A 21,368-nucleotide genomic window follows, 5' to 3' on the forward strand; every position below is an offset into this window, starting at 1 on the left:
CGGCGCCTGGCGAGATAACTTGCGAGATAACTTGCGCGAAGCAAGGCGCCCCTCATTCGCGGGACGACGACTCCGTTGCTGGCATCGGGTGCGCAGACATCGCGCTGCGCAGCGGCGGACGCGCCAGATTGGCCCGCCACGCGCGCTGGATCACTTGCGCGATCTGGTTGTAGGCCTGGCTGGAGATGACTTTCTCCTCGCGCATGGCCTCCAGCGAACGCTGGCCCTTGCGCAGGGCAAACAGCATCAGCAGGCGCTTTTCCAGCGCCACCGTGTAGCCGCCGAACTGCGCGCGCATCTCATCCAGGCCACCGCCGGCCGATTTGACGCGCTCCTCCAGCACGCCGTCCAGCAGGGTCGCCATGCGCGCGCCGAACACCGGCGTGAGCAGCGAGCGGTTGTACTGGCGCAGCCGCTCCAGCACCGTCTGGCGGCAGACCAGCAGCTCGAAGCGGTCGGCCAGCGCATGGGCCAGCGGCCGGTCGATCGACAGGCGCCGGTGCAGGAAGAGCGCCACGCGGTAGCCGCGCTGGTAATCCAGGATATGCCGGGCGGCGCGGTTGTAGCCCAGGCGGCCATGCTCGCGCGCGGCGTCAATCATCAGCGTGGTGTTGCGCATCATGGCGTCGAGATTGGCGACCGAAATCACGCCGTTGCCGTACTCCGGGATCAGTTCGCGCTCGCGCGTGGCCAGCGTGACCAGGCCAATGGTGACGCGGTCGCGCTCGGATAGCGCGGTGTCGAAATCGAACTCCAGCGCGCCCAGCTCGATCTCGCGCCGGTAGCGCTGCGCCACTTCGCGCGCTGCCGCGGGAGGCAGGTCGAAGGTCTGCGCGATGTGGTCGAGCGTGGTTTCGACCTCCTCGGTGGAGAGCTGGATGGCTTGCTGCTGCAATGCCCGGTCCTGGGCGGTGAGCTGGTCCAGCCCGAGCCGGTGGATCAGCCCGCGCAGGGTGGTGCCGTTCAGCAGCAGGCTGACCAGCACGAATCCGGTGGCCAGGATGGCGATGAAGTGCCGTGCCTCGTACGGCAGCGCCTCGTTTTCGGCAATGCCCAGCGCCAGCACCAGCGTCACCGCGCCGCGCAGGCCGCCCCACGCAATGGCCAGCTTGTAGGCATTGCTGATCGGCGCGCTGACCTTCAGCCAGGAAAGCAGTGGCAGCAGGCCGAACAGCGTGAGCAGGCGCGCCCCCAGCGCGGCCACTACCAGTGCCAGCAGCAGCAAGCCGTGATGCACGGTCACCCCGGCCAGCAAGGAAGGCACGCGCACCGCCGCCAGCAAGAACACGACGGCCCCCGTGATGCCGGCGTACTGCTCCCAGATCATGCGCATGTGGTTCCAGTTGCGCGGGCTCAGCCGGGTGGGCCCGAGCGCGCTCACCACAAGGCCGGCGCAAACCACGGCCACCACCCCGGACACGCCGAGCAGCTGGTCGGCGAGCAGGTAGAGCGGATAGGGCAGCGCCAGCGTCAGCGCGCCCTCGGCCATGGCCAGCCCGGCCAGGCGCGGCAGCAGGTCGGCCAGCAGGCGTCCGGCGATCGCGCCGCACAGTACGCCGCCCACGAACGACCAGGCCAGTTCCCGCGCGCCAGCGGCCAGCGTGGCCTCGGCGCCATGGCCTGTCAGCATGGCCACCAGCACGCCGGCAATGGCAATGGCGGCGGCATCGTTGAGCAGGCTCTCGCCTTCGACCAGCCGGATCAGCCGGCCGGGTGCGCCGACATCGCGGAAGATGGCGATCACCGCGGCCGGGTCGGTGGTGGCGACCACCGCGCCCAGCAGCAGGCACACTACCAGGCTGGCGCCGCTGACCAGCGTGGTGACCAGCCCGATCACGCCCGTGGCCACGATCACGGCGACGATGGCCAGCAGCAGGATCGGCGCGGCGTCCGGCAGCATGCTGCGCACATCGGCGGTCAGCGCGGCGTGGAACAGCAAAGGCGGCAGGAAGATCCACAGATAGGCCTCGGGCGGGAGCGCCGGGTCGATCAGGGGATGGAGGAAATGCAAGGCGAACTGCGGGTAGGCGGCGTCGATGGCCACATAGCCCGCGCCGATGGCGATGCCGATGGCCGAGAGCAGAGTGGATTCAGGCAATGCCAGCTTGGCAGCGGCGACCTGCACCACGGCCACGATGGCCAGCAGCGCGCCCGCCAGGATGAGCACGTCGACGACGATATTCAAGCGCGCCTCCATTGCCGGGCGCGGGCCGGCCCGGGTTGTACTGTGGGCGACGACTGTGTCACTCGGGGATCCTTAGGCTTAGTTGGCTATGGCTATGGCTATGGCTGCCGGCTCCGAACATACCGCGATATCGCGCGCGCTTTCAAGCCTCGTGCGCTTTACCCACCGCATTGCCCACCGCTTCGCGCGATCCCGTTCCCGCTCGCTCATGCCGGATCGGCCACGCCGCCGCCGGCTTGGGCCAGGTGGGCGCGCAGCACGCCGACCAGCGCCGCCGCCGCGGGCGACAGGCTGCGGTTGCGTGCCGTCACCAGCCCGATCGAGCGCTCCGTCACCGGCGCGGTGAGCAAGCGCTCGACAATGCCGGCCTGGCGTACCGTGCCGGCCGCAATCTCAGGCAGCGCCGCCACGCCGAAGCCACATTCGACCATGGCCGCGATGGTGGCCAGGTGCTCGGCCTCGAACACCGGCTGGAAGCGGATACGGTTCTGCAGGAAGGCCCATTCGGCGTACTGGCGCACGCTGCTGGGGTGCGTCATGGAAACATGGGCGGCGTCCACCGTATCGGCCCAGCGCACCGGCCCCTTGCCGTGGGCCAGCGGGTGCTCGCTGGGAATCAGCAGCACGAAGCGGTCGGACATCATGGGGTCGTAGTGCAGGTCCGCCTGCTGCGGGTCGGCTGCGGTCAGCGCGAAGTCCACCTCGCCCGCACGCACCAGGTCGAAGGCCGGGCCGGAGAGCGTGTCGAAGACCTTGAGCGTGACCTTGGGATGCTCCCGCCGGTAGGCCATCAGCACGCGCGGCAGCAGGCGGGCGGCCAGCGAGGGCAGGGCGGCCACCGCAACATGGCCGCGCTCGGCGCTGGCAATGCCGCTCACGGCGTCGATGGCGTCCCGGAAGGCGGCCTGCAGGATCGCAGCCTGCTGCATGAAGACTTCGCCTGCCGCGGTTAGCCGCACGGTGCGGGTGGTGCGATCGAACAGCCGCACGCCGAGGGATTCCTCGATGCGCAGGATCTGGGTGGACAGCGCCGATTGGGACAGGTGCAACTGCCCCGCTGCCTGGCGGAAGTTCAGGGTGCGGCCAAGCACCAGGGTGGTCTCGACATCGCGCATCGACAGGTTGATTTTCACGGCACGGATGGCGGATTGATCTTGATTGTCGATCATTTTATCCAGAAAATCTGATTCATCAATCAAAGCGGCTTGTCTACACTCATGGTCAATCCCGCTGAACCCGGGCCATGACGCGGCGCAGGCGATGTTTTCGCCATGTTTTCATGGCAAACACGGGTTCAACCGCCCAACGACAACACCAGATAGTTCAAAGGAACGCCATGCCCGACGCCGCCCATTTTTCGCTAGTCACGCCTGGCACCGCACACGCCGTGGTGGTAGGCGGCGGCACCATGGGCGCCGACGTGGCCGTGGTGCTCACCCGTGCGCACTGCCGCACCACCGTCGTGGAGCCGGATACGCAGCGCGCGGAGGCAGTCGCCGCAAGGGTGGCCGCCAATCTCGCCGCGATCGGCCCGGCGGCCGAGGTTGGCCTCGCGGGATTGTCGGTAGCCGCAGGGCTCGACGCGGTTGACTGGAGCACGGTCGACCTGGTGATCGAGTGCATCCCCGAGCGGCTCGACATCAAGCGCGCGCTGTTCGCCGACCTGGCCCAGCGCGCCCGCCCGGATGCCATCCTCGCCAGCAATAGCTCGAGTTTCCCGATCAGCGCCATCGGCGCGGGCCTGTCCACCCGCGAGCGCATGCTCGGCCTGCATTTCTTCATGCCCGCGCACCTGGTGCCGCTGGTGGAGGTGGTGCTGGGCGAGGGCAGCGCCGAGGCCGGCGCCGACGCCTTGATCGCTTTCATGCGCCGTTGCGGCATGGTGCCGGTCAAGGTGAAGAAGGACCTGCCGGGATTTCTCGCCAACCGCCTGCAGCACGCGCTGTCGCGCGAAGCCTTCGACCTGATCGACCGCGGCATCGCCTCGCCCGAGGATGTGGATGCGGCGGTGCGCTTTGGCTTCGGCTTTCGTTTCCTGGCCGCTGGGCCGGTCATGCAACGCGACCACGCTGGCATCGACGTGCACGCGGCGGCCGGGGCTACCATGTATCCCACGTTCAACAACGCGGCGGAGCCGGCCCGGTGCCTGACCGAGCGCGCGTCGGACGGCCGCCACGGCATGAAGAGCGGCGAAGGCTTTTACCAGTGGACGCCGCAGACCATCGCCGCGGAACGCGAGCGCTATGATCGGCTGCTGCGCGCGGGGCTCGACCTGATCGCGCCGGAGCTGCCCAAGATCGAACCCTGAACCTCACCAGATCCACAAGATTCATGAGAAGCGCACTATGAGTGAACACACCTTGCTGGCGGATTCGCCACTGATCATTACCGTCGCCCCCAACGGCGCCTACAAGACCGCCAAGGACCACCAGGCCGTGCCGCTGACCGCTGCCGCGCTGGCGGCCGACGCGCGGGCCTGCCTGGAAGCCGGCGCGGCCATGATGCACATGCACGTGCGCCAGCCCGACGGCCGCCATTCTCTGGATCCGCAGATTTATCGCGAAGCGCTTGCCGTGGTGAAGCAGGAAGTGGGCGACGCCTTGCTGGTCCAGGTGACCAGCGAAGCCGCCGGCATCTACCGCGCGGCCGAGCAGATCGCCATGGTGCGCGAGCTGCGCCCGGAGGCAGTTTCCATCGGACTGCGCGAGATCGCCGTGCCGGACATTCCCGAGGCCGAGCTGGCCGATTTCCTGGCCTGGCTGGCGCGCGAGCGGGTGATGACGCAGATCATCCTGTACGACGCGGCCGACGTGGCGCGCTGGCAAGCGCTGCGCGCCCGCGGGCTGGTGCCGCCGGGCGCATGGTCGGTGCTGTTTGTGCTGGGCCGGTATTCGGCGGGGCAGGTATCGTCGCCGCGCGACCTGCTGCCGTTCCTGCAGGTCTACGAGGGCGCGCTGCCGTGGGCAATCTGCGCCTTCGGGCGCGAGGAGAATGCCTGCGTGACCACGGCCGCTGCGTTTGGCGGGCACGTGCGGGTGGGCTTCGAGAACAACCTGAAGCTGCGCGACGGCAGCACCGCGCCAGGCAACGCGGCACTCGTCGGGCAGGCGGCCGAAGGTGCGCGCACGCTTGGGCGCCCGCTAGCTTCGGCCAACGAAGCCAGGCAAATCTACAGCGAGATCCGCTGATCGGCGGCGCTCAGCGCCGGTGCTCATGCGCCGTCGCTGAACGAGTCGCGGGTGCCGTTGCGCGCGCCGTCGGTGAACGGGTCCCGCGTGCCGGTGCGTGCGCCGTCGGTGAACGGGTCGCGCGGGCCGAGCTTGCTGGCGCCCTGGGTGTAGACGTCCCGCGCCTGGCCGGTGGCCGCGCCATCGAGATACGGGTCCACGCTGCGCGGGGCGGCGCTGGCGAGGCTGGCGACACCGCCAAGGGTGGCCGCCAACGCAGTGGCGAGCAGGGCTTGCTTGAGAGTACGCATCGTTTTTCTCCGAGGATTCGAGGGGCGGGCGATCTCTTTCGATCGACCGTGCTGGCAGTCTAAGAAACAGGCACCCACGACAACATGACCGGCACATGACAATGCTGTCATGCGGCATGCGTTGCCTCGGCGGCATTCCTTGTCCGCCGCCACGTGATTTCGGCAAGGCCCAACGCCTTCGAAGTTCGCGCAACTTCTTCCCGTGACCCCCCAACTTTTGCCAACTGGCGTGACTCGCCAATCCTGGCGGGCAACTTGGCTCGGCACGCCCAAACTGTGTCGAAAATGTGCCAAAAATCTCATAACTTCTTAATGATTGGCGAAAACGCGCAATCAAGCTATGCTTGCCCGATTGTCGGGCGTGCAGCACACCATCCGGCCGTCAAAGGCGGCTGCAGGGAGGCTGGGCAACGGGTCCGGCATGGCAAGTGGYCGCGGGCGCGGATACCATGGCCGAAAATGACATAAGGCCTGAAAAGGTCGTGAAACATGACGCTTTACCAAATCAAACCGAAGTTCCAGGCCCTTCTGCGGCCTTTGGTGAAGCGCCTCGCCGCGCGCGGCGTCACCGCTAACCAGGTCACGCTGGCGGCGGCTGGCGGGTCATTGGTGGTGGGGGCGCTGGTGGCCGCGCTGGCCTGGCTGCCGGGCGTCTTCCTGCTGATGCCGCTCTGGCTGTTCGTGCGCATGGCGCTCAACGCCATCGACGGCATGCTGGCCCGCGAGCACGGGCAGCAAAGCGTGCTGGGCGCCTATCTCAATGAACTTGGGGACATCGTCTCCGATATTGCGCTGATCCTGCCGTTCGCCCTCGTTGCACCGTTTGGTGCCGGCGAGACCATGGTGTTTGCGCTGCTGGCCGTCATCGTCGAGTGCGCTGGCCTGATCGGGCCGCTAGCCGGTGCCAGCCGCCGCTACGATGGCCCCCTGGGCAAGAGCGACCGGGCCCTGGTGATGGGCGCGCTGGGCTTGTGGACCGGCCTCGGGCTGAGCCTGGCGCACGCCGCTCACTGGCTGTGGGTGCTGTTGTCGCTGCTGTCGTTGCTGACCATCGCCAACCGGGTGCGCCGCGGCGTGGCCGAGGGCGAGCAGGCACGCCAGGCCCGTGCCCAGGCAGCCCCGCACGCCAAATCGTCTTCCCAACCCGTGGAGTGATACTACGTGGATAGTCAAACCGGCCGTACCGCTGTCGAGTCACAGTTCGAAACCCACGATGGCCAGTCGCTGTTCTATCGCCACTGGCCTGCGGCGCCTGCCACCGGCCAGGCGCCGCAGGGCGCCGTTGTGCTGTTTCACCGCGGGCACGAGCATTCGGGCCGCATCGCCCACCTGGTCGATGAACTCGGCTTGCCCGGCCACGCCTTTTTCGCCTGGGACGCGCGCGGCCACGGCCGTTCGCCGGGCGAGCGCGGCTATAGCCCCAGCCTGGCCACGTCGGTGCGCGATATCCAGACGTTCATCGACCACATCGCCACCGAGCACGGCATTCCGGTAGAGCGCATCGCCGTGGTCGCGCAGAGCGTGGGCGCTGTCCTGGCATCAACATGGGTGCACGACTACGCGCCGCGGATCCGCGCCCTTGTGCTGGCTTCGCCGGCGTTCAAGGTCAAGCTCTACGTGCCGCTGGCGCGGCCGGGCCTCAAGCTCATGCACAAGCTGCGGGGCAAGTTCTTCGTCAACAGCTACGTCAAGGCCAGGTTCCTCACGCACGATCCCGACCGTATCGCCAGTTACCAGCAAGATCCGCTGATTACGCGCCCGATTGCCGTCAATATCCTGCTGGATCTCTACGAGACGGCCGATCGCATCGTGGCCGATGCAGCCGCCATCACCGTGCCCACGCAGTTGCTGATCTCCGGCGCGGACTGGGTGGTGCATCGCGGCCCGCAGGATGCGTTCTATGAGCGGCTGGGCTCCAGCGTCAAGGAGCGCATCGTGCTGGACGGCTTCTACCACGACACCCTGGGCGAGCGCGACCGCGCGCAGGCCGTGGCGGCGGCGCGGCGCTTTATCGTGCGCGAGTTCGAGACGCCATCGGCGCCGGTCTCCTTGCTGAACGCCGATCGCGGCGGCGCCTTCAAGGATGAGTCCGACCGGCTGGCGCAGCCACTGTCCCCGGCCAGCCCGGCAGGCATTTACTGGGGCCTGACGCGCGCTGGCCTGAAGTTCGGCGGCTTGCTGTCCGACGGGGTGCGGCTCGGGCACAAGACCGGTTTCGATTCTGGCTCCACGCTCGACTACGTCTACTGCAACAAGGCGCAGGGGCGGTTTGGCGTCGGCTCGATGGTCGACCGCAACTACCTGGACGCGATCGGCTGGCGGGGCATCCGCCAGCGCAAGGTGAACATCGAGGAACTGCTTGGCGTCGCCATCGGCAGCCTGCGCGCCGCCGGCGTGCCGGTGCGCATCGTCGATATCGCCGCGGGCCATGGCCGCTACGTGCTGGAGGCGCTGGCAGCCAAGGGCATCAACGGAGCAGCCGCGCAACAGGTGCAGAGCATCCTGCTGCGCGACTACAGCGAYATCAACGTGCAACAGGGCCGCGCGCTGATCCGCAGCAAGGGCCTGTCCGACATTGCCCGCTTCGAGAAGGGCGACGCCTTCGACGGCGACGATCTCGCCGCGCTCGATCCGGCCCCCACGCTGGCTATCGTCTCAGGCCTGTATGAGCTGTTCGGCGACAACGGCATGGTGTCTCGTTCGCTTGGGGGCCTGTCGCGGGCGGTGGCGCCGGGCGGCTACCTCGTCTATACCGGGCAGCCCTGGCACCCGCAGCTCGAGTTCATCGCGCGTGCGCTCACCAGCCATCGCGCAGGCTCGGCCTGGGTGATGCGGCGCCGCTCGCAGGCGGAGATGGATGAGCTGGTCCGGCAAGCCGGCTTCGAGAAGATCGCGCAGCGCATCGACCCGTGGGGCATCTTCACGGTCAGCCTGGCGCGCAGGGTCGCGTGATGCTGCGCCGGCAGGCCGAAGGCGGGGCCGCACACGTGGCCGCAGACATGGCCGCAGGGGAGCCGGGCGTTGCCGAGGCTCGCCCCTGGGGCCTTGCCCTGGTCCTGCTGGCCGGCATGGGCGCCTTGTTTTTCTCGTCCTATGGGCTGGCCAACTGGCTGGCGAGCCAGCGTGCCGAGGTCCCGTTCTTCTACTTTGAATGGGAGCGGCACATTCCCTTTGTGCCCTGGAGCATCGTGCCGTACTGGTCGATCGACCTGCTCTACGGCCTGTCCTTTTTCCTCTGGCGCGCGCGCGCCGAGCTGCTCGTCCATGCCAAGCGCTTGCTGGCGGCGCAACTGATCTCGGTTGCCTGCTTCATTGCCTTTCCGCTGCGTTTCGCCTTCGATCGCCCGCAGGCCGACGGCGTGCCCGGCCACCTCTTCACGCTGCTGGGCGGCTTCGACAAGCCGTTCAACCAGGCGCCGTCACTACACATCAGCCTGCTGGTGATCCTGTGGGTAGCCTATGCCATGCACGCGCGCGGCGCCTGGCGCTGGCTGCTGCACGGCTGGTTTGCGCTGATCGGCGCGTCGGTGCTGACCACTTACCAGCACCATGTCATCGACGTGCCCACCGGCTGGCTGGTGGGCTGGTTCTGCGTTTTCCTGTTTCCCTTCGGGGCGGGGCAGGGCAATGCGGTGCCCGCTGCCCGGGTGCGCACGCGGCAACTGGCCGGGCGTTACGCCATGGGCGCACTGGCCGTTGGGGCGCTAGCGCTGGCGCTGTTGCCCGCCTCGGCCCTCGCAGCGTTGCTGCTGGGCTGGCTGGCCCTGTCGCTGGCTTGCGTCGCGGCGGTCTACCGGCGGGGCGTTCCGGCCATGTTCCAGAAGCGGCACGACGGCACCATGCCGATGGCGGCGCGCTGGGTGCTGGCGCCCTACCTGCTGGGCGCGCTGGCCAACTCACGCTGGTGGACACGCCGCCAGCCCGGCGCCAGCCAGATCGTGCCCGGCCTCTGGGTCGGCCGCTTCCCCGGCGGCGCCGAACTGCGCCGCCTCGGGGCCGATGCCGTGCTCGACCTGACCGCCGAGCTGCCGCGGCTGGCGAATGCCGCCTGGTACCGCTGCGTGCCGGTGCTGGACCTGACCGTGCCCGCGCCGGCGCAGCTGGACGAAGCGGTGGCCGTGCTTGAAGCCTGGCATCGCGATGGCCGCAAGGTGCTTGTGTGCTGCGCGCTGGGTTATTCGCGCAGCGCGCTGGTGGCTGCCGCATGGCTCGCCGGCCACGCCGGCGCGCGCGACGCCGGGCAGGCGCTGGCCCTGCTGCGCAAGGGGCGTCCGGCCGTGGTGCTGGGCCCGGATAGCGTGGCGGCGCTGTCGCAGTTCATCCGCCGCCGGCAGGCGGCCGCACAGGCTTCAGGGGGAGCAGGCCATGTCGGTTCCGATGCATGACGACCATCACCTGGATGCCGCCGCCGGGCACTGGATGGCGCAGGCCGCGGTGGGTGGCCTAGATGGCGCGGGCCGCGTGCTCTGGGCCGGGCTGGTGCTGGCACTCATCAACCTGCTGCTGGCCGGTACCTTGTCGCCGGCGGGGCAGGTCTATCTGGTGCTTGGCATCGTGGCGGCGCTGCTTGGCGCGGCCCAGCTGTGGCTGTTGATCCGCGTGGCGATCGACCGCCGCTTGTTTGCGGCACTTGCCGACGCCTTGCGCATTGCCGATCCGGTCTCGACGCTGGCCTCGCTGGACCAGGCGCTGGTGCTGCTCGGATGGGCGGCTCCCGAGGCCGGCGGGCGATCCCTGGCGCAGCGCGCTCGCGGCGCCTTGCGCTTTCTCCACTGGGCTGCGGGACTCGCCGCCCTGCAATTGCTGGTGGCCTTGCTGCTACTGCTGCTGAGATAACACACGATGTGGATTTCCAAACTGGTGGCGCGCGCCATCATCCTGTTCGCGCGCTTGCTGACCGGCATGCAGGCGCGCTGGAACGGCTGCATGCCCGCTGCGGCGCAGCGTATCTATTTCGCCAACCACAGCAGCCACGGCGACTTCGTGCTGATCTGGGGCTGCCTGCCACCGGACTTGCGCTCGCTAACGCGGCCCGTGGCCGGCGCGGACTACTGGAACAAATCGGCGTTGCGCCGCTTTATCGGCAAGGATGTATTCAACGCGCTGCTGATCGATCGCACCCGCGCCGAGCCGGGCAGCGATCCCGTGGCCCTGATGCAGCAGGCGGTGCGCAAGGGCGATTCGCTGATCCTGTTTCCCGAGGGCACGCGCAATACCACCGACGAACGGCTCCTGCCCTTCAAGAGCGGCATCTACCACCTGGCGAAGGTTTGCGGACAGATCGAGTTCGTGCCCGTGTGGATCGACAACCTCAACCGCGTGATGCCCAAGGGCGAGATCGTGCCGGTGCCGCTGCTGTGCACCGTGACCTTCGGCAAGCCGCTGACCCTGGGCGCGGAAGAAGCCAAGGATGACTTCCTGGCGCGCTGCCGGGATGGCCTGTTGACACTGGCGCCCGCGCTGGACTAAGAACCCATGACCTTTCCTCACCTGACCATGATGCATGAGACCTGGCTGCTGTTCGGCGGCGTGCTGGGCGTACTCGTGCTGGCTTCCACGGTGACCGCGCTGCTGCGCTGGCGCGTGGCCCGGGGCGGCCCGCACGCGGTCATCGACAACCTTGCCGCGCGCGTATCGGCATGGTGGTGGATGATCGGCGTGCTAGGGGTAGCGTTCGCGATGGGGCGCACCGCCATCATCGTACTGTTCTACCTGCTGTCGTTCTTCGCCTTGCGCGAGTTCATCACCATCACCACCACGCGGCGGGGGGACCATCGCGCCATCGTCGCCGCCTTCTTTGTCTTCCTGCCGTTGCAATACGTGCTGGTGTACACCGGCTGGTACGGGCTGTTTTCCATCTTCATCCCGGTCTACGCTTTCCTGATCCTGCCCATACTCTCAGCGCTGTCTGCGGAGACCACGCGCTTTCTCGAGCGTTGCGCGGGGGTGCAGTGGGCGGTGATGATCTGCGTGTTCTGCGTGTCGCATGTGCCGGCGTTGCTGACCTTGCCGATTCCTGGCTTCGAGGATCGCAACCTGTTGCTGATCGCATTCCTGGTGATCGTGGTGCAGGGCAGCGACGTGCTGCAGTACGTGTGGGGCAAGCTGCTAGGCAAGACCAAGATCGCGCCGCTGCTGTCGCCATCCAAGACCGTGGAAGGCTTTATCGGCGGCGTGGCCAGCGCCACCGCGCTGGGCGCCTCGCTTTGGTGGATCACGCCGTATGGCTCGCCCTGGAAGGCGGGGCTGATCGCGCTGGTGATTGCCTTGATGGGTTTCCTGGGCGGGCTGGTGATGTCGGCCATCAAGCGCGACCGCAATATCAAGGATTGGGGCCAGATGATCCAGGGCCACGGCGGCATGCTGGACCGGCTGGATTCGGTGGTGTTCGCCGCGCCAATCTTCTTTCACATCACGCGGTACTGGTGGGTGCCCTGAGCGGCTCCATCGCCTTCCTCGTTATTTTTCTTGAATTTTGCCGGTCCAGCCCGCGCGTTGGCCCGGCGCGTTGTCATCATGTCTAGCAAGCGCATCGAGCATATCGTCATTGTCGGTTTTGGCTGCATCGGCCAGGCCATCCTGCCTTTGCTGGCGCAGGCGCACCCGGAAGCGGCGGTTACGGTTGTCGACCGGGCCATGGACGCCCACCGCCTGGCGCTGGCCCGGCAATACCGCGCCACGCCGCTGCATGCCACGGTGGCGCCGGACAACTTTGCACAGGTGCTGAGTCCGCTGCTGGGGGCGCAAACCTGCCTGCTTAACCTGGCGCCCGCCGTGTGCAGCCGCGACCTGATCGCACTGGCGCAGGCGCACCACGCGCTCTACCTGGATAGCGGCATCGAGCCATGGGACTACGAAGACGGTGTAGCCTCATCTCATCTGAACAACTACGCCCTGCGCAGCGAGATGCTGGCGTTTGCCCGCGGCCGCGAGCGGATGTCCACCGCGCTGGTTGCCCACGGCGCCAATCCCGGGTTGGTCTCGCTACTGGTCAAGGCCGCCTTGCTGAAACTCGCGCGGCACGCCGGCGTGCCAGACTCCCCACCGCAGGACCAGGCGGGCTGGGCCCGGCTCGCGCGCCGGCTCGACGTGCGCGTGATCCAGGTGGCGGAGCACGACAGCCAGTGCGCGCCGGGCTATCCGGCGCACGGCGAATTCGCCAATACCTGGTCGGCCGATGGCTTCATCACGGAATGCCTGCAGGACGCCGAACTGGGCTGGGGCAGCCACGAGCCCGCGCTGCCTGCCGGTGGCCGGCGCCATGGCTACGGCAGCGATGCGGCGATCGTGCTGGACCGGCCCGGGCACCGCACCCGTGTGCGCTCATGGTCCGCGCTGCACGGTCCGTTCGATGCCTACCTGATCACGCACAACGAATCGATCTCGATCACCGAGTACCTTAGCTGTGCCACGCCCGGCGAGCCGCATTACCGGCCCACGGCCTACTACGCCTACCGCCCCACCTGCGCCACGATGGCATCGATGCAGTGGCTGGGCGAGCGCGACGCCAGCCGCATTGCCAGCCACCGCATCCTCAAGGACGAGATCGTCGATGGCGTGGATGAGCTTGGCGTGCTGCTGATGAGCGGGCGCCATGGCGCGGTGTGGCACGGCTCGCAGCTCGACATCCACCGGGCACGTGCGCTGGCGCCGCACAACTCCGCCACCAGCCTGCAGGTGGCCTCCAGCATCGTCGCCGCGATGCGCTGGGCGCAGGCCAATCCGGCGCGCGGCGTGACCGAGTCCGATGCCATGGATCACCACTTGGTGCTGGAGCACGCAGCCGGCTGGTGGGCGCCTCTCGTCACGCGCTTCACCGACTGGACGCCCAGGCCGGGTCGTCGCTCGCTGGCCTTCGACGAATTCCTCATTGCTGCATCCGCGCCGGCGCCAACGCCGAGTGCCGCGGAGATCGCCCTGTCATGAAACGCATTGCCCAGACCCCGCGTGCCGACTGGCCGCAGCAGCTTGAGCGCATCGGTTTTCACTTCCACTCGCTCGACGAGCAAAACCTGCCGCGCCAGGTGGATCGCAACACGTTCTTCTATTGGCGCGAAGACGTCGCCTACGAGTTCGAGGCGCAGGAGATCGAGGCGCTGTATGCCGCCGCGCTCGATCTGAACCAGCGCTGCCTGGAAGCCGTGCAGCACGTGATCGACCACGACCTGTTTGCGCGGCTCGCCATTGCCCCGGATTTTGCCGAGCTGATCCGCACCTCCTGGGACCGCGACGAGCCAACGCTGTTCGGCCGCTTCGACATGACCATGGATGCGCTTGGCGTGCCCAAGATGTACGAGTTCAACGCTGATACCCCCACCTCGCTGATCGAATCGAGCCTGGCGCAATGGTTCTGGAAGGAGGCGGTGCGGCCGGACGCCGATCAGTTCAACAGCCTGCACGAAGCGCTGGTGTCGCGCTGGCGATGGCTGCGCCGCCACTATCGCGACGCCAAGGTCCTGCATTTCGCCTGCATGTTCGACAGCCAGGAGGATGTCTGCAATGTCGAGTACCTGATGGACACGGCGCTGCAGGCAGGGTGGTCGGTCAAGCTGGCCGACCTGGAGCAGGTTGGCTCCGATGGGCGCGGCGGCTTCTACGATGGCGACGACCAGCCGATGGAGCTGGTCTTCARGCTCTACCCGTGGGAATGGATGGCCACTTCCGACTATCGCACGGAGCTGGCGGGCAGCACGGTGCGATGGGTGGAGCCACCCTGGAAAGCCGTGCTCGCCAACAAGGCCATCCTGCCGATCCTGTGGGACCTGTTCCCCGGCCATCCGAATCTGCTCGAGGCCTCGTTTCGCGAAGCCACCTTTGCCGGGCGCTCTTACGCCAAGAAGCCGTTCCTGTCGCGCGAGGGCGAGAGCGTGGCGCTGGTGACCCCACAGGGGCGTTTCGAGAATCCCGGCGAATACGGCGAGGAAGGCTTTATCTATCAGGCTTACGCGCCCGCGCAGCGCTTTGACGATCGCTACACCACGCTCGGCGTATGGCTGGTCGATGACGTGCCCAGCGGCCTGTGCGTGCGCGAGGAACTGGGACCGATCGCCAAGAACACCAGCTTCTTCGTCCCGCATTATTTTCAGCACGCCTGATCCGGAGAAAGGAGAAACGCAGCGCAATGGCCAAGAAGAAAGGCAAGAAGGGCGGCCAGCCGTCAAAGTACGACAGCCCCTACCAGCCGCGGGCAAGCGGCTCCAGTCAGTCCGCATGGTCAGGCCAGCCCGCGCTCGCCGCCCGCGGCCGGCGCAAGTCCCGCTCGCCGGCGCTGTGGCTGATCGGCGCTTGCGCGCTGGCGGCTGGCGTGGCGGTGATCGGCTCATGCAGCGACGATGGCGATGACGAAGCCGTGACCGTGCGGCGCGCCAGCTATGCCTCGCAAGCCGATTGCGTGGCCGACTGGAATGCGCCCGAGGATTGCGAAGGCGTGCCGGTCGACAACATCTACGCCTCCAGCCTGGCGGATACGGCCGGCAGCGATGGCAGCAGCGCCAGCACGAGCAGCGGTGGCCATGGCGGTGGCTACTATGGCGGGTATCACGGCGGCGTGGCCCGCTGGTACGGGCCGTACTACACCGAGTCCGGCACGGTCTACCACCCGGACGGCACGCAGACCCGGCGCGACATGTCGAGCGGCAACTCGCGGCCCATGGGTGTCTATGACAGCAACGGCAACCTGACCCGCGTGAGCCAGGCGCCGGGCACGCCGCATGCGACGATGGTCGAGGAGGCCACGCTGAGCCGCGGCAGTCTGGGGCGTGGCGCGAGCGGCGGCATGTCGATGCGCGCGGCCGCTGTCAGCCGGGCGCCTGCAGTGTCCTCGCGCGGCGGCTTTACCAGTCGCTTTGGCGGGTCCGGGCGCTCCGGCGGTGGTTAAGGCTGCATCGCACCCTTTCAGATTCGCTCCAAATCCGGTTCAACCCAACCAGGAATCCACAGGAATCCACATGACATTGCCCCTACAACCGGTCTATGCCTACCTGATCTATATTCTCTCCAGCTTCGCCATGCTGGGGCTGTTTCTGCTCGTCTACACGCGGATCACGCCGCACCGCGAGTTCGAGCTGATACGCCAGGGCAATGTGGCGGCGGCCTTGTCGCTGGGCGGCGCGGTGCTAGGGTTTTCGCTGACGCTCTCGGCCAGCATCCAGCACAATGCCGCCTTCTCGATGTTCGTGCTGTGGGGCTTTGGTGCGTTCGTGGTGCAGGTGCTGGCCTATGTGCTGGTGGCACGGGCGCTGCGCGGCGTCAGCGAGGAAATCACCGCGGATAATCGCGGCATGGGGGCGCTGATGGGGGTGGTATCGCTGGCGGCGGGCATCGTCAATGCCGCCTGCCTGGCCTAGCTTCGCCGCTGCTTTGGCATGTGGGCGGGCGCCGAGAGACGGAGTGTGCACCTTGCAGTGCGTTGGCGGGATCTGTGGACGTGCCAGGCGCCGCGCGGCAACTGGCATTAACGCTTAGGAAATGTCTGCGCCAGCAAAGACGCAAGACCCTGTAAAATCGTGCCTCACAGGCGGCTTGACCCGCTGGATTGCCCCCCTTCCTCCGCTTTGCCGGCCATTTGTCCGCCGGCAAGGTCAATTACGAAAGTCATGTCAGAGTCTGATGAAGCCAAACTAGCCGCGGCGGCGTGGGTCCGTGAGCAGATGGACCGCCACGGCCTCACGCTCGACGATTTACTCGAAGCGGGCTGTTTCGCTGCCCCCACGGCGCCGCCGGCACCGGCTCAGGCAGTGCCAAGGGCCACGCTGGCAGTTGCGCCCCCGGTTGCCGCGCCTGCAGCAGCCCCCGAGGCGGAAAAGCCAGCCCGGGCGCTTTATCGCAACGCCATGGGCCAGAGTTGGGACGGTACCGGCGAGCGTCCGGAGTGGCTGCAGCGGGCGGTCAACGCGGGGCAGACGGTCGATTTCTTCCGGGTCGGATAACCGTCGGATAACCGTCGGATCAACATCCCCTCACTTCTCCGGCGGCTGCACCACCAGCGCGGTTATCGTCAGCGCGCCGTTGGCCCGGATCACGCTGAATCTCACCTGGTCGCCTTCCTTGACCTGACCCAGCAGGGCCGGGTCTTGCACACGGAAGATCATTGTCATGGCGCCCATATCCAGGTTGGCGATGGGGCCATGTTTGATGGTCAGCTTGCCGGCTGCGGCATCTACCTTGCGGATTTCCCCATCGGTCATTGGCACAGCCTCGGCTTGCGCCGCGCTGGCCGGGGCGAGAGCATTGCCGGCATGGGTGGCGGCCTGGGCCGGCAAGGTGGCGAAGGCTGCCAGTAGCGGCAGCAGCGGCAGCAACGCGCGCAGGTTCTTGCTGGGGTTCATTTGCATTCCTTCCTGGTTGGCTGGTATTGAATACAGGGGGCGGTGTCGCCGCGTCGCTAAATCGCTTAGCGCACGCTGACTTTGCCGCGCATGCCGGCGTCATAGTGGCCGGGCTGCAGGCAGGCAAAGTCCACCCGGCCGCTGCGCGTAAAGCGCCACACCATTTCGCCGCGCTGGCTGGCTTCGAGCGTGACCGCGTTCGGGTCGGCGTGTTCCATCTCCGGCATCTTCAGCATCTCGGCGTAGTGCGCCTTCAGGTCGGCCTCGGTGCCGAGCACCATCTCATGCCGCAGCTCGCCGGCGTTGCGCACCACGAAGCGGACGGTCTCGCCGGCTTTGACCTGGATATCAGCCGGGGTGAATCGCATGTTGTCGGTCATGCTGACCTGGATGGTGCGGCTCACGCTGGCCGCGTTGCCAGGCTCGCCAATGGCGCTGGTGGCGCCGGCTGCCTCGCTGGCATGATGGCCGCCGTGGTTGCCGGCGGCGAAGGCGCCGGCGAACGGGAGGGTTAGGGCAACGGCACTGGCCACCGCCATCCAGGCGGTAGCGGCGCGGGATTTCCTGTTTCGCATGTTGTCTTTCCTTTTTCTGGTTGGTGTGGTCATTGGCCGGCGCCTGGCGCGCCGGCGTATTCGAAGGCAACAGTCCCTTTGGGATGGCGATACCAGCCGGGGTCGCGGTAGTCGTTGCGGCCAAGGCCGGCGCGCACCTTGAGCACCGTGAACATGCCGCCCATCTCGATGGGCCCGAATGGCCCCTGTCCTGTCATCATCGGCAAGGTGTTGTCCGGCAATGGCATCTCCATGCCGCCCATGTCCGCCATGCCCGCCTCGCCCATCGCCATGTACTCCGGCACCAGCGCGTTCATCCGCTTGGCCAGGTCCTTTTGCTTGACGCCGATCATGGTCGGCAGTTGATGGCCCATCGCGTTCATGGTGTGGTGGGACTTGTGGCAGTGGAAAGCCCAGTCGCCAGGGTTGTCGGCGATGAATTCGATGGCGCGCATCTGTCCCACCGCCACGTCGGTGGTCACCTCCGGCCAGCGCGCGGACGGGGGCACCCAGCCACCATCCGTGCCGCTTACCTCGAAGCGGTGCCCGTGCAGGTGGATCGGATGGTTGGTCATGGTCAGGTTGCCAAAGCGGATCCGCACGCGATCGCCCAGGCGTACCGGCAGGCTGTCGATGCCCGGGAACACGCGGCTGTTCCACGTCCACATATTGAAATCCGTCATCTCGGCCACGCGCGGCGTGTAGGAGCCGGGGTCGATGTCGTAGGCCGAGATCAGGAACACAAAATCGCGATCGACCCGCATCTGCGCGGGGTCTTTCGGATGCACCACGAGGAACCCCATCATGCCCATCGCCATCTGCACCATCTCGTCGGAATGCGGGTGGTACATGAAGGTGCCGGCGTGCTTCATCTCGAACTCGTAGACAAAGGTCTTGCCGGGCGGGATATGCGGCTGCGAAAGGCCGCCGACGCCGTCCATGCCAGCCGGCAGGATGATGCCGTGCCAGTGCACGGTGGTGTGTTCCGGCAGCTTGTTGGTGACGAAGATCCGCACCTTGTCGCCTTCCACGCACTCGATGGTGGGGCCGGGGCTCTGGCCGTTGTAGCCCCACAGGTGTGCCTTCATGCCGGGCGCGAACTCGCGCTCGACGGGCTCCGCCACCAGGTGGAACTCTTTCCAGCCTTGGCGCATGCGCCAGGGCAGGGTCCAGCCGTTGAGCGTCACCACCGGGTTGTACGGGCGGCCAGTGGCAGGCGCCAGCGGCGGCTGGGTGGCGGGGCTGGCTTGCAGCGCGGCCTCGGGCAGCACGGCGGCGCCGGCGCGCGTCACCAGCGCCGCGCCGAGCATGGTGGCGCCGGAGCCATGCAGGAATTGTCTTCGGGTAACCATGGTCATTGTCCTTTGGGCGAGGCGGGCGCGGCTTGGGAAGAGGATGCAGGCAGAGGCAATGCGCCGCCGTCCGGCAGCCGTCCGCCGAGCGCGCCCTGCAGTTCGGTTTCGGCCACCCAGTATTCGCGCAGCGCATCGAGATAGCCGTTGACGGCACCGACCTGCTCGCGCGCGTCGGCCAGCAGCTCGAACACGCCGACCAGCATGCCGTTGTAGCGCAGCATGCCTTCGTCGGAGATGCGCTTGCGCAGCGGCACGACTTCGTCGCGGTAATGCCGGGCGATGTCGTAGCGCGCCTGGTAGCCGGCGTAGGTCTCGCGCACTTCCGAGCGGGCATTGATGGCACTCTCGGCGAGCCGGCTGGCGGCCTGCATGTAGACCGCCTCGGCCCGCGCCACGCGGGCGCCGCCCCAGTCGAACAGCGGGATCTCGATATCGATGCCGTAGCCGGTCTCGCGCGGCTTGCCGGTTTCCGAGTTGTGCAGGTAGCTCACGTCCAGCACGCTGATAAAGCGCGTAGCGCGGGTCAGTCCAAGCGAGCGCGCCAGGCTATCCAGTTGCAGCTTGCCGGCTTGCAGATCGAGGCGGCTGGCAATGGCATAGCCCTCCAGGTCCGCCATGGCGGGACGCCCCTTCGGCAGGTCCGGCAGGCGTTCGGGGAGCCGGTATTGCGCGCCGGTGCCCCACAAGCCAAGCCGGCGCGTGAGCTGCTCGCGCGCGGCCAGTGCCTGTTGGCGGGTGCGGGCCAGCTGGGTTGCGGCCTCGGCGTAAAAGGCCTGCTCGCGCGCGTGATCGAGCGCGCTGACGTTGCCTGCGCGCGCCAGGTCGCGGGCGAACAGCGCGCCGGTCTCGGCTGCGTTCTTGACCTGCTCGGCATAGCGCGCCGCTTGTTCCGCGGCGACGGCATTGACAAAGGCCTTGCGCGTTTCCAGCGCCTGCCGCAGCAAGGTGTCGGCCACGGCGAGCCGGGTTTGGGTAAAGCGGTCCTGCTCGATGCGGGCCGCCAGCGGCAGCACCAGCAGGTTCATCAGGCCGACGGATATGGCGCGGTCGATCTTGAGGTCGTCGCCCTGGCGCTTGCGGCTGAAGGAGAATCCCGGGTTGGGCAGGCGCGTTGCCTGGACGTACTCAGCCTCGGAAATACCCAGATCGGCAAAGGCTGCCTGCAGGCCAGCGTTGTTGAGCAGCGCGATCTGCACGGCGCTGTCGGCGTCGAGTGGCTGCGCCAGCAAGGCCTGGGTGCGCTCGTAGACGGCGGCGCGGTCCTGGTCGGAGCGGACCCAGATGGCATCCTTGCCGAGGCGCTCGCGCGCGGCGGTGGACGCGGTGCCGAAGCCACCATCGGCGGTAAATCCGGCGCAGCCGGCCAGCAGCAGGGCACAGGCCGCCGCGGCCAGTCCCGGCCGGATTGGCAATGGGTGAGACATGCGGCCTCCTTAGTGGTGGTGGCCGTGGCCGGCGGCCGCGGGCTTGGCCGCCGGTGTCGGCGAGGGCATGGACATGGGCGCATTGGCGCCCGTTGCGTCCTTGCCTGCCGTCGGCGTGACCTGCGCGTTGGACTCGCGCCACGGGGCGATGGCTTGCGCCTGGAACGGCACGTAGCCGGCCAGCACGTTCGGTGCCGGCAGCGGCGGCACGGATGCGCGCGGATCGAGTGGATCGGCAGCGGGTGCGCTGGACTGGGCCGACGACAAGGTCGGCCCGAGCACCAGACAAGCCGCCGCAAGAATGCGGACGAAATGCATGACAACCTCAGTGTTCGTGGGATGCGCGAAGGACGGCGCGGGGTAAGACGAACGGCGGGCGAGCGTGCGCTGGACGCACCTCGGGTGTCAGCAGCGCGCGGCGGGCGGGCGGTCGGAGGGGGCGGGGAGGAAGCCGGCGTAGGCGGCCAGCGTGGCTACCGGTGCGGCATGGCCGTGGCTGGCCAGGGCGAGCTCAGGCAGGATGGTGGGCATGACGGCCCCGAGCGCGCAGGCCGAGCAGGCGCTGCAGGTGCCACCGGCGCCATGGCTGGCGTGGTGATCCTGATGGTCTTGATGGGCTGGCTGGTCAGTCATGCTGGTCATGCCAGATACACTGGCCATCCCGTCCCGCTGCTGGGCCGGGTCCGCCGCGTCATGGCAATGTGCGCCGGCATGGCTGCCAAGCGCGGCTTCCGCCTGCGACTTCATGGCCGCATGGCGTAACATCATCGATTCCACGGCCGGCGAATCGGCCGGCAGTACGACGGATGGCACCTGCACTGAATGCCCCGATTGCACAGATTGCGCCGCGCTGCAGACCATCATGACCGCCGCCGCGACACCCTGTGCGGGCAGCGCGATCATGGCAAGGCACAACAGGAAGTAGCTAAGGACGCGTTTCATCGGGGCAGGGGAATCAGCAGCCGACATTGTACCTGCATCGAAAGGTGCGGTAGCGTGACGCCAACATGACAATGCTGACATCTTCGGCCGCGGCGGGGCTTCC

22 protein-coding genes are annotated in these 21,368 nt (G+C 67.6%); 13 read left to right on the plus strand and 9 right to left on the minus strand.

What is annotated here, in order from left to right; translation table 11 throughout:
• Nucleotides 1-52 precede the first annotated feature (52 nt).
• Nucleotides 53-2,185 carry a cation:proton antiporter gene (locus AB4061_RS22520; protein ID WP_441637672.1) on the minus strand — a complete coding sequence of 711 codons (2,133 nt, stop codon included), beginning with the start codon at nucleotides 2,183-2,185 and terminating at the stop codon, nucleotides 53-55.
• A 206-nt stretch (nucleotides 2,186-2,391) separates the two neighbouring features.
• Nucleotides 2,392-3,318 carry a LysR family transcriptional regulator gene (locus AB4061_RS22525; RefSeq protein WP_441637784.1) on the minus strand — a complete coding sequence of 309 codons (927 nt, stop codon included), beginning with the start codon at nucleotides 3,316-3,318 and terminating at the stop codon, nucleotides 2,392-2,394.
• A 203-nt stretch (nucleotides 3,319-3,521) separates the two neighbouring features.
• Here AB4061_RS22525 and AB4061_RS22530 point away from each other — a divergent pair, with 203 nt between their 5' ends.
• Both AB4061_RS22530 and AB4061_RS22535 read left to right on the plus strand, forming a co-directional pair.
• Nucleotides 3,522-4,493 carry a 3-hydroxyacyl-CoA dehydrogenase family protein gene (locus AB4061_RS22530; protein WP_441637674.1) on the plus strand — a complete coding sequence of 324 codons (972 nt, stop codon included), beginning with the start codon at nucleotides 3,522-3,524 and terminating at the stop codon, nucleotides 4,491-4,493.
• A gap of 37 nt (nucleotides 4,494-4,530) precedes the next feature.
• On the plus strand, nucleotides 4,531-5,373 hold the full coding sequence (locus AB4061_RS22535; protein ID WP_441637676.1) for a 3-keto-5-aminohexanoate cleavage protein: 843 nt from the start codon (nucleotides 4,531-4,533) through the stop codon (nucleotides 5,371-5,373).
• A gap of 23 nt (nucleotides 5,374-5,396) precedes the next feature.
• Here AB4061_RS22535 and AB4061_RS22540 read toward each other — a convergent pair whose 3' ends face one another.
• A complete protein-coding gene (locus tag AB4061_RS22540) occupies nucleotides 5,397-5,663 on the minus strand; it encodes a hypothetical protein (protein ID WP_441637678.1) in 267 nt (88 codons plus the stop codon).
• A gap of 489 nt (nucleotides 5,664-6,152) precedes the next feature.
• Between AB4061_RS22540 and AB4061_RS22545 the strand changes: the two genes are divergently transcribed.
• The 11 genes from AB4061_RS22545 (at nucleotide 6,153) to AB4061_RS22595 (ending at nucleotide 16,591) form a co-directional block, all read left to right on the plus strand.
• The gene (locus AB4061_RS22545; RefSeq protein WP_441637680.1) at nucleotides 6,153-6,818 is read left to right on the plus strand and encodes a CDP-alcohol phosphatidyltransferase family protein; all 666 of its coding nucleotides are present in this window, start codon (nucleotides 6,153-6,155) and stop codon (nucleotides 6,816-6,818) included.
• A gap of 6 nt (nucleotides 6,819-6,824) precedes the next feature.
• On the plus strand, nucleotides 6,825-8,615 hold the full coding sequence (locus AB4061_RS22550; protein ID WP_441637682.1) for a bifunctional alpha/beta hydrolase/class I SAM-dependent methyltransferase: 1,791 nt from the start codon (nucleotides 6,825-6,827) through the stop codon (nucleotides 8,613-8,615).
• Nucleotides 8,615-10,048: a phosphatase PAP2/dual specificity phosphatase family protein gene (locus AB4061_RS22555; protein ID WP_441637786.1), complete on the plus strand. Its 1,434-nt coding sequence runs from the start codon at nucleotides 8,615-8,617 to the stop codon at nucleotides 10,046-10,048. Before AB4061_RS22550 ends, AB4061_RS22555 begins: the two co-directional genes overlap by 1 nt.
• Complete coding sequence (locus AB4061_RS22560; protein ID WP_441637684.1) at nucleotides 10,029-10,499, plus strand: hypothetical protein; 471 nt, start codon at nucleotides 10,029-10,031, stop codon at nucleotides 10,497-10,499. Before AB4061_RS22555 ends, AB4061_RS22560 begins: the two co-directional genes overlap by 20 nt.
• Nucleotides 10,500-10,505: 6 nt before the next feature.
• Complete coding sequence (locus AB4061_RS22565) at nucleotides 10,506-11,132, plus strand: lysophospholipid acyltransferase family protein (protein WP_441637686.1); 627 nt, start codon at nucleotides 10,506-10,508, stop codon at nucleotides 11,130-11,132.
• A gap of 6 nt (nucleotides 11,133-11,138) precedes the next feature.
• A complete protein-coding gene (locus AB4061_RS22570) occupies nucleotides 11,139-12,101 on the plus strand; it encodes a phosphatidate cytidylyltransferase (protein WP_441637688.1) in 963 nt (320 codons plus the stop codon).
• Nucleotides 12,102-12,179: 78 nt separating this feature from the next.
• Entirely contained in the window at nucleotides 12,180-13,589 is a 1,410-nt protein-coding gene (locus AB4061_RS22575; RefSeq protein WP_441637690.1) for a saccharopine dehydrogenase C-terminal domain-containing protein, read from the plus strand.
• Nucleotides 13,586-14,758, plus strand: coding sequence for a glutathionylspermidine synthase family protein (locus AB4061_RS22580; protein ID WP_441637692.1), 1,173 nt, complete (start codon nucleotides 13,586-13,588; stop codon nucleotides 14,756-14,758). Before AB4061_RS22575 ends, AB4061_RS22580 begins: the two co-directional genes overlap by 4 nt.
• Nucleotides 14,759-14,784: 26 nt before the next feature.
• Nucleotides 14,785-15,540, plus strand: coding sequence for a hypothetical protein (locus tag AB4061_RS22585; RefSeq protein ID WP_441637694.1), 756 nt, complete (start codon nucleotides 14,785-14,787; stop codon nucleotides 15,538-15,540).
• Nucleotides 15,541-15,610: 70 nt separating this feature from the next.
• The gene (locus AB4061_RS22590) at nucleotides 15,611-16,009 is read left to right on the plus strand and encodes a DUF350 domain-containing protein (RefSeq protein ID WP_441637696.1); all 399 of its coding nucleotides are present in this window, start codon (nucleotides 15,611-15,613) and stop codon (nucleotides 16,007-16,009) included.
• 249 nt (nucleotides 16,010-16,258) lie between these two features.
• A complete protein-coding gene (locus AB4061_RS22595; protein ID WP_441637698.1) occupies nucleotides 16,259-16,591 on the plus strand; it encodes an H-NS family nucleoid-associated regulatory protein in 333 nt (110 codons plus the stop codon).
• A gap of 30 nt (nucleotides 16,592-16,621) precedes the next feature.
• On the opposite strand, the gene AB4061_RS22600 is transcribed toward AB4061_RS22595, so the two are convergent.
• The 6 genes from AB4061_RS22600 to AB4061_RS22625 form a co-directional block, all read right to left on the minus strand.
• A complete protein-coding gene (locus AB4061_RS22600; RefSeq protein ID WP_441637700.1) occupies nucleotides 16,622-16,990 on the minus strand; it encodes a copper-binding protein in 369 nt (122 codons plus the stop codon).
• 65 nt (nucleotides 16,991-17,055) lie between these two features.
• Nucleotides 17,056-17,565, minus strand: coding sequence for a cupredoxin domain-containing protein (locus AB4061_RS22605; protein WP_441637702.1), 510 nt, complete (start codon nucleotides 17,563-17,565; stop codon nucleotides 17,056-17,058).
• Nucleotides 17,566-17,594: 29 nt separating this feature from the next.
• The gene (locus tag AB4061_RS22610) at nucleotides 17,595-18,896 is read right to left on the minus strand and encodes a multicopper oxidase family protein (protein WP_441637704.1); all 1,302 of its coding nucleotides are present in this window, start codon (nucleotides 18,894-18,896) and stop codon (nucleotides 17,595-17,597) included.
• A gap of 2 nt (nucleotides 18,897-18,898) precedes the next feature.
• Nucleotides 18,899-20,323 carry a TolC family protein gene (locus AB4061_RS22615; protein ID WP_441637706.1) on the minus strand — a complete coding sequence of 475 codons (1,425 nt, stop codon included), beginning with the start codon at nucleotides 20,321-20,323 and terminating at the stop codon, nucleotides 18,899-18,901.
• 9 nt (nucleotides 20,324-20,332) lie between these two features.
• The gene (locus tag AB4061_RS22620) at nucleotides 20,333-20,641 is read right to left on the minus strand and encodes a hypothetical protein (protein WP_441637708.1); all 309 of its coding nucleotides are present in this window, start codon (nucleotides 20,639-20,641) and stop codon (nucleotides 20,333-20,335) included.
• An 87-nt stretch (nucleotides 20,642-20,728) separates the two neighbouring features.
• Nucleotides 20,729-21,265: a hypothetical protein gene (locus AB4061_RS22625; protein ID WP_441637710.1), complete on the minus strand. Its 537-nt coding sequence runs from the start codon at nucleotides 21,263-21,265 to the stop codon at nucleotides 20,729-20,731.
• Nucleotides 21,266-21,368: the final 103 nt, after the last annotated feature.

The sequence above is a fragment of the Cupriavidus sp. YAF13 genome (genome assembly GCF_052113425.1).
In the GTDB taxonomy this organism is placed as follows: domain Bacteria; phylum Pseudomonadota; class Gammaproteobacteria; order Burkholderiales; family Burkholderiaceae; genus Cupriavidus.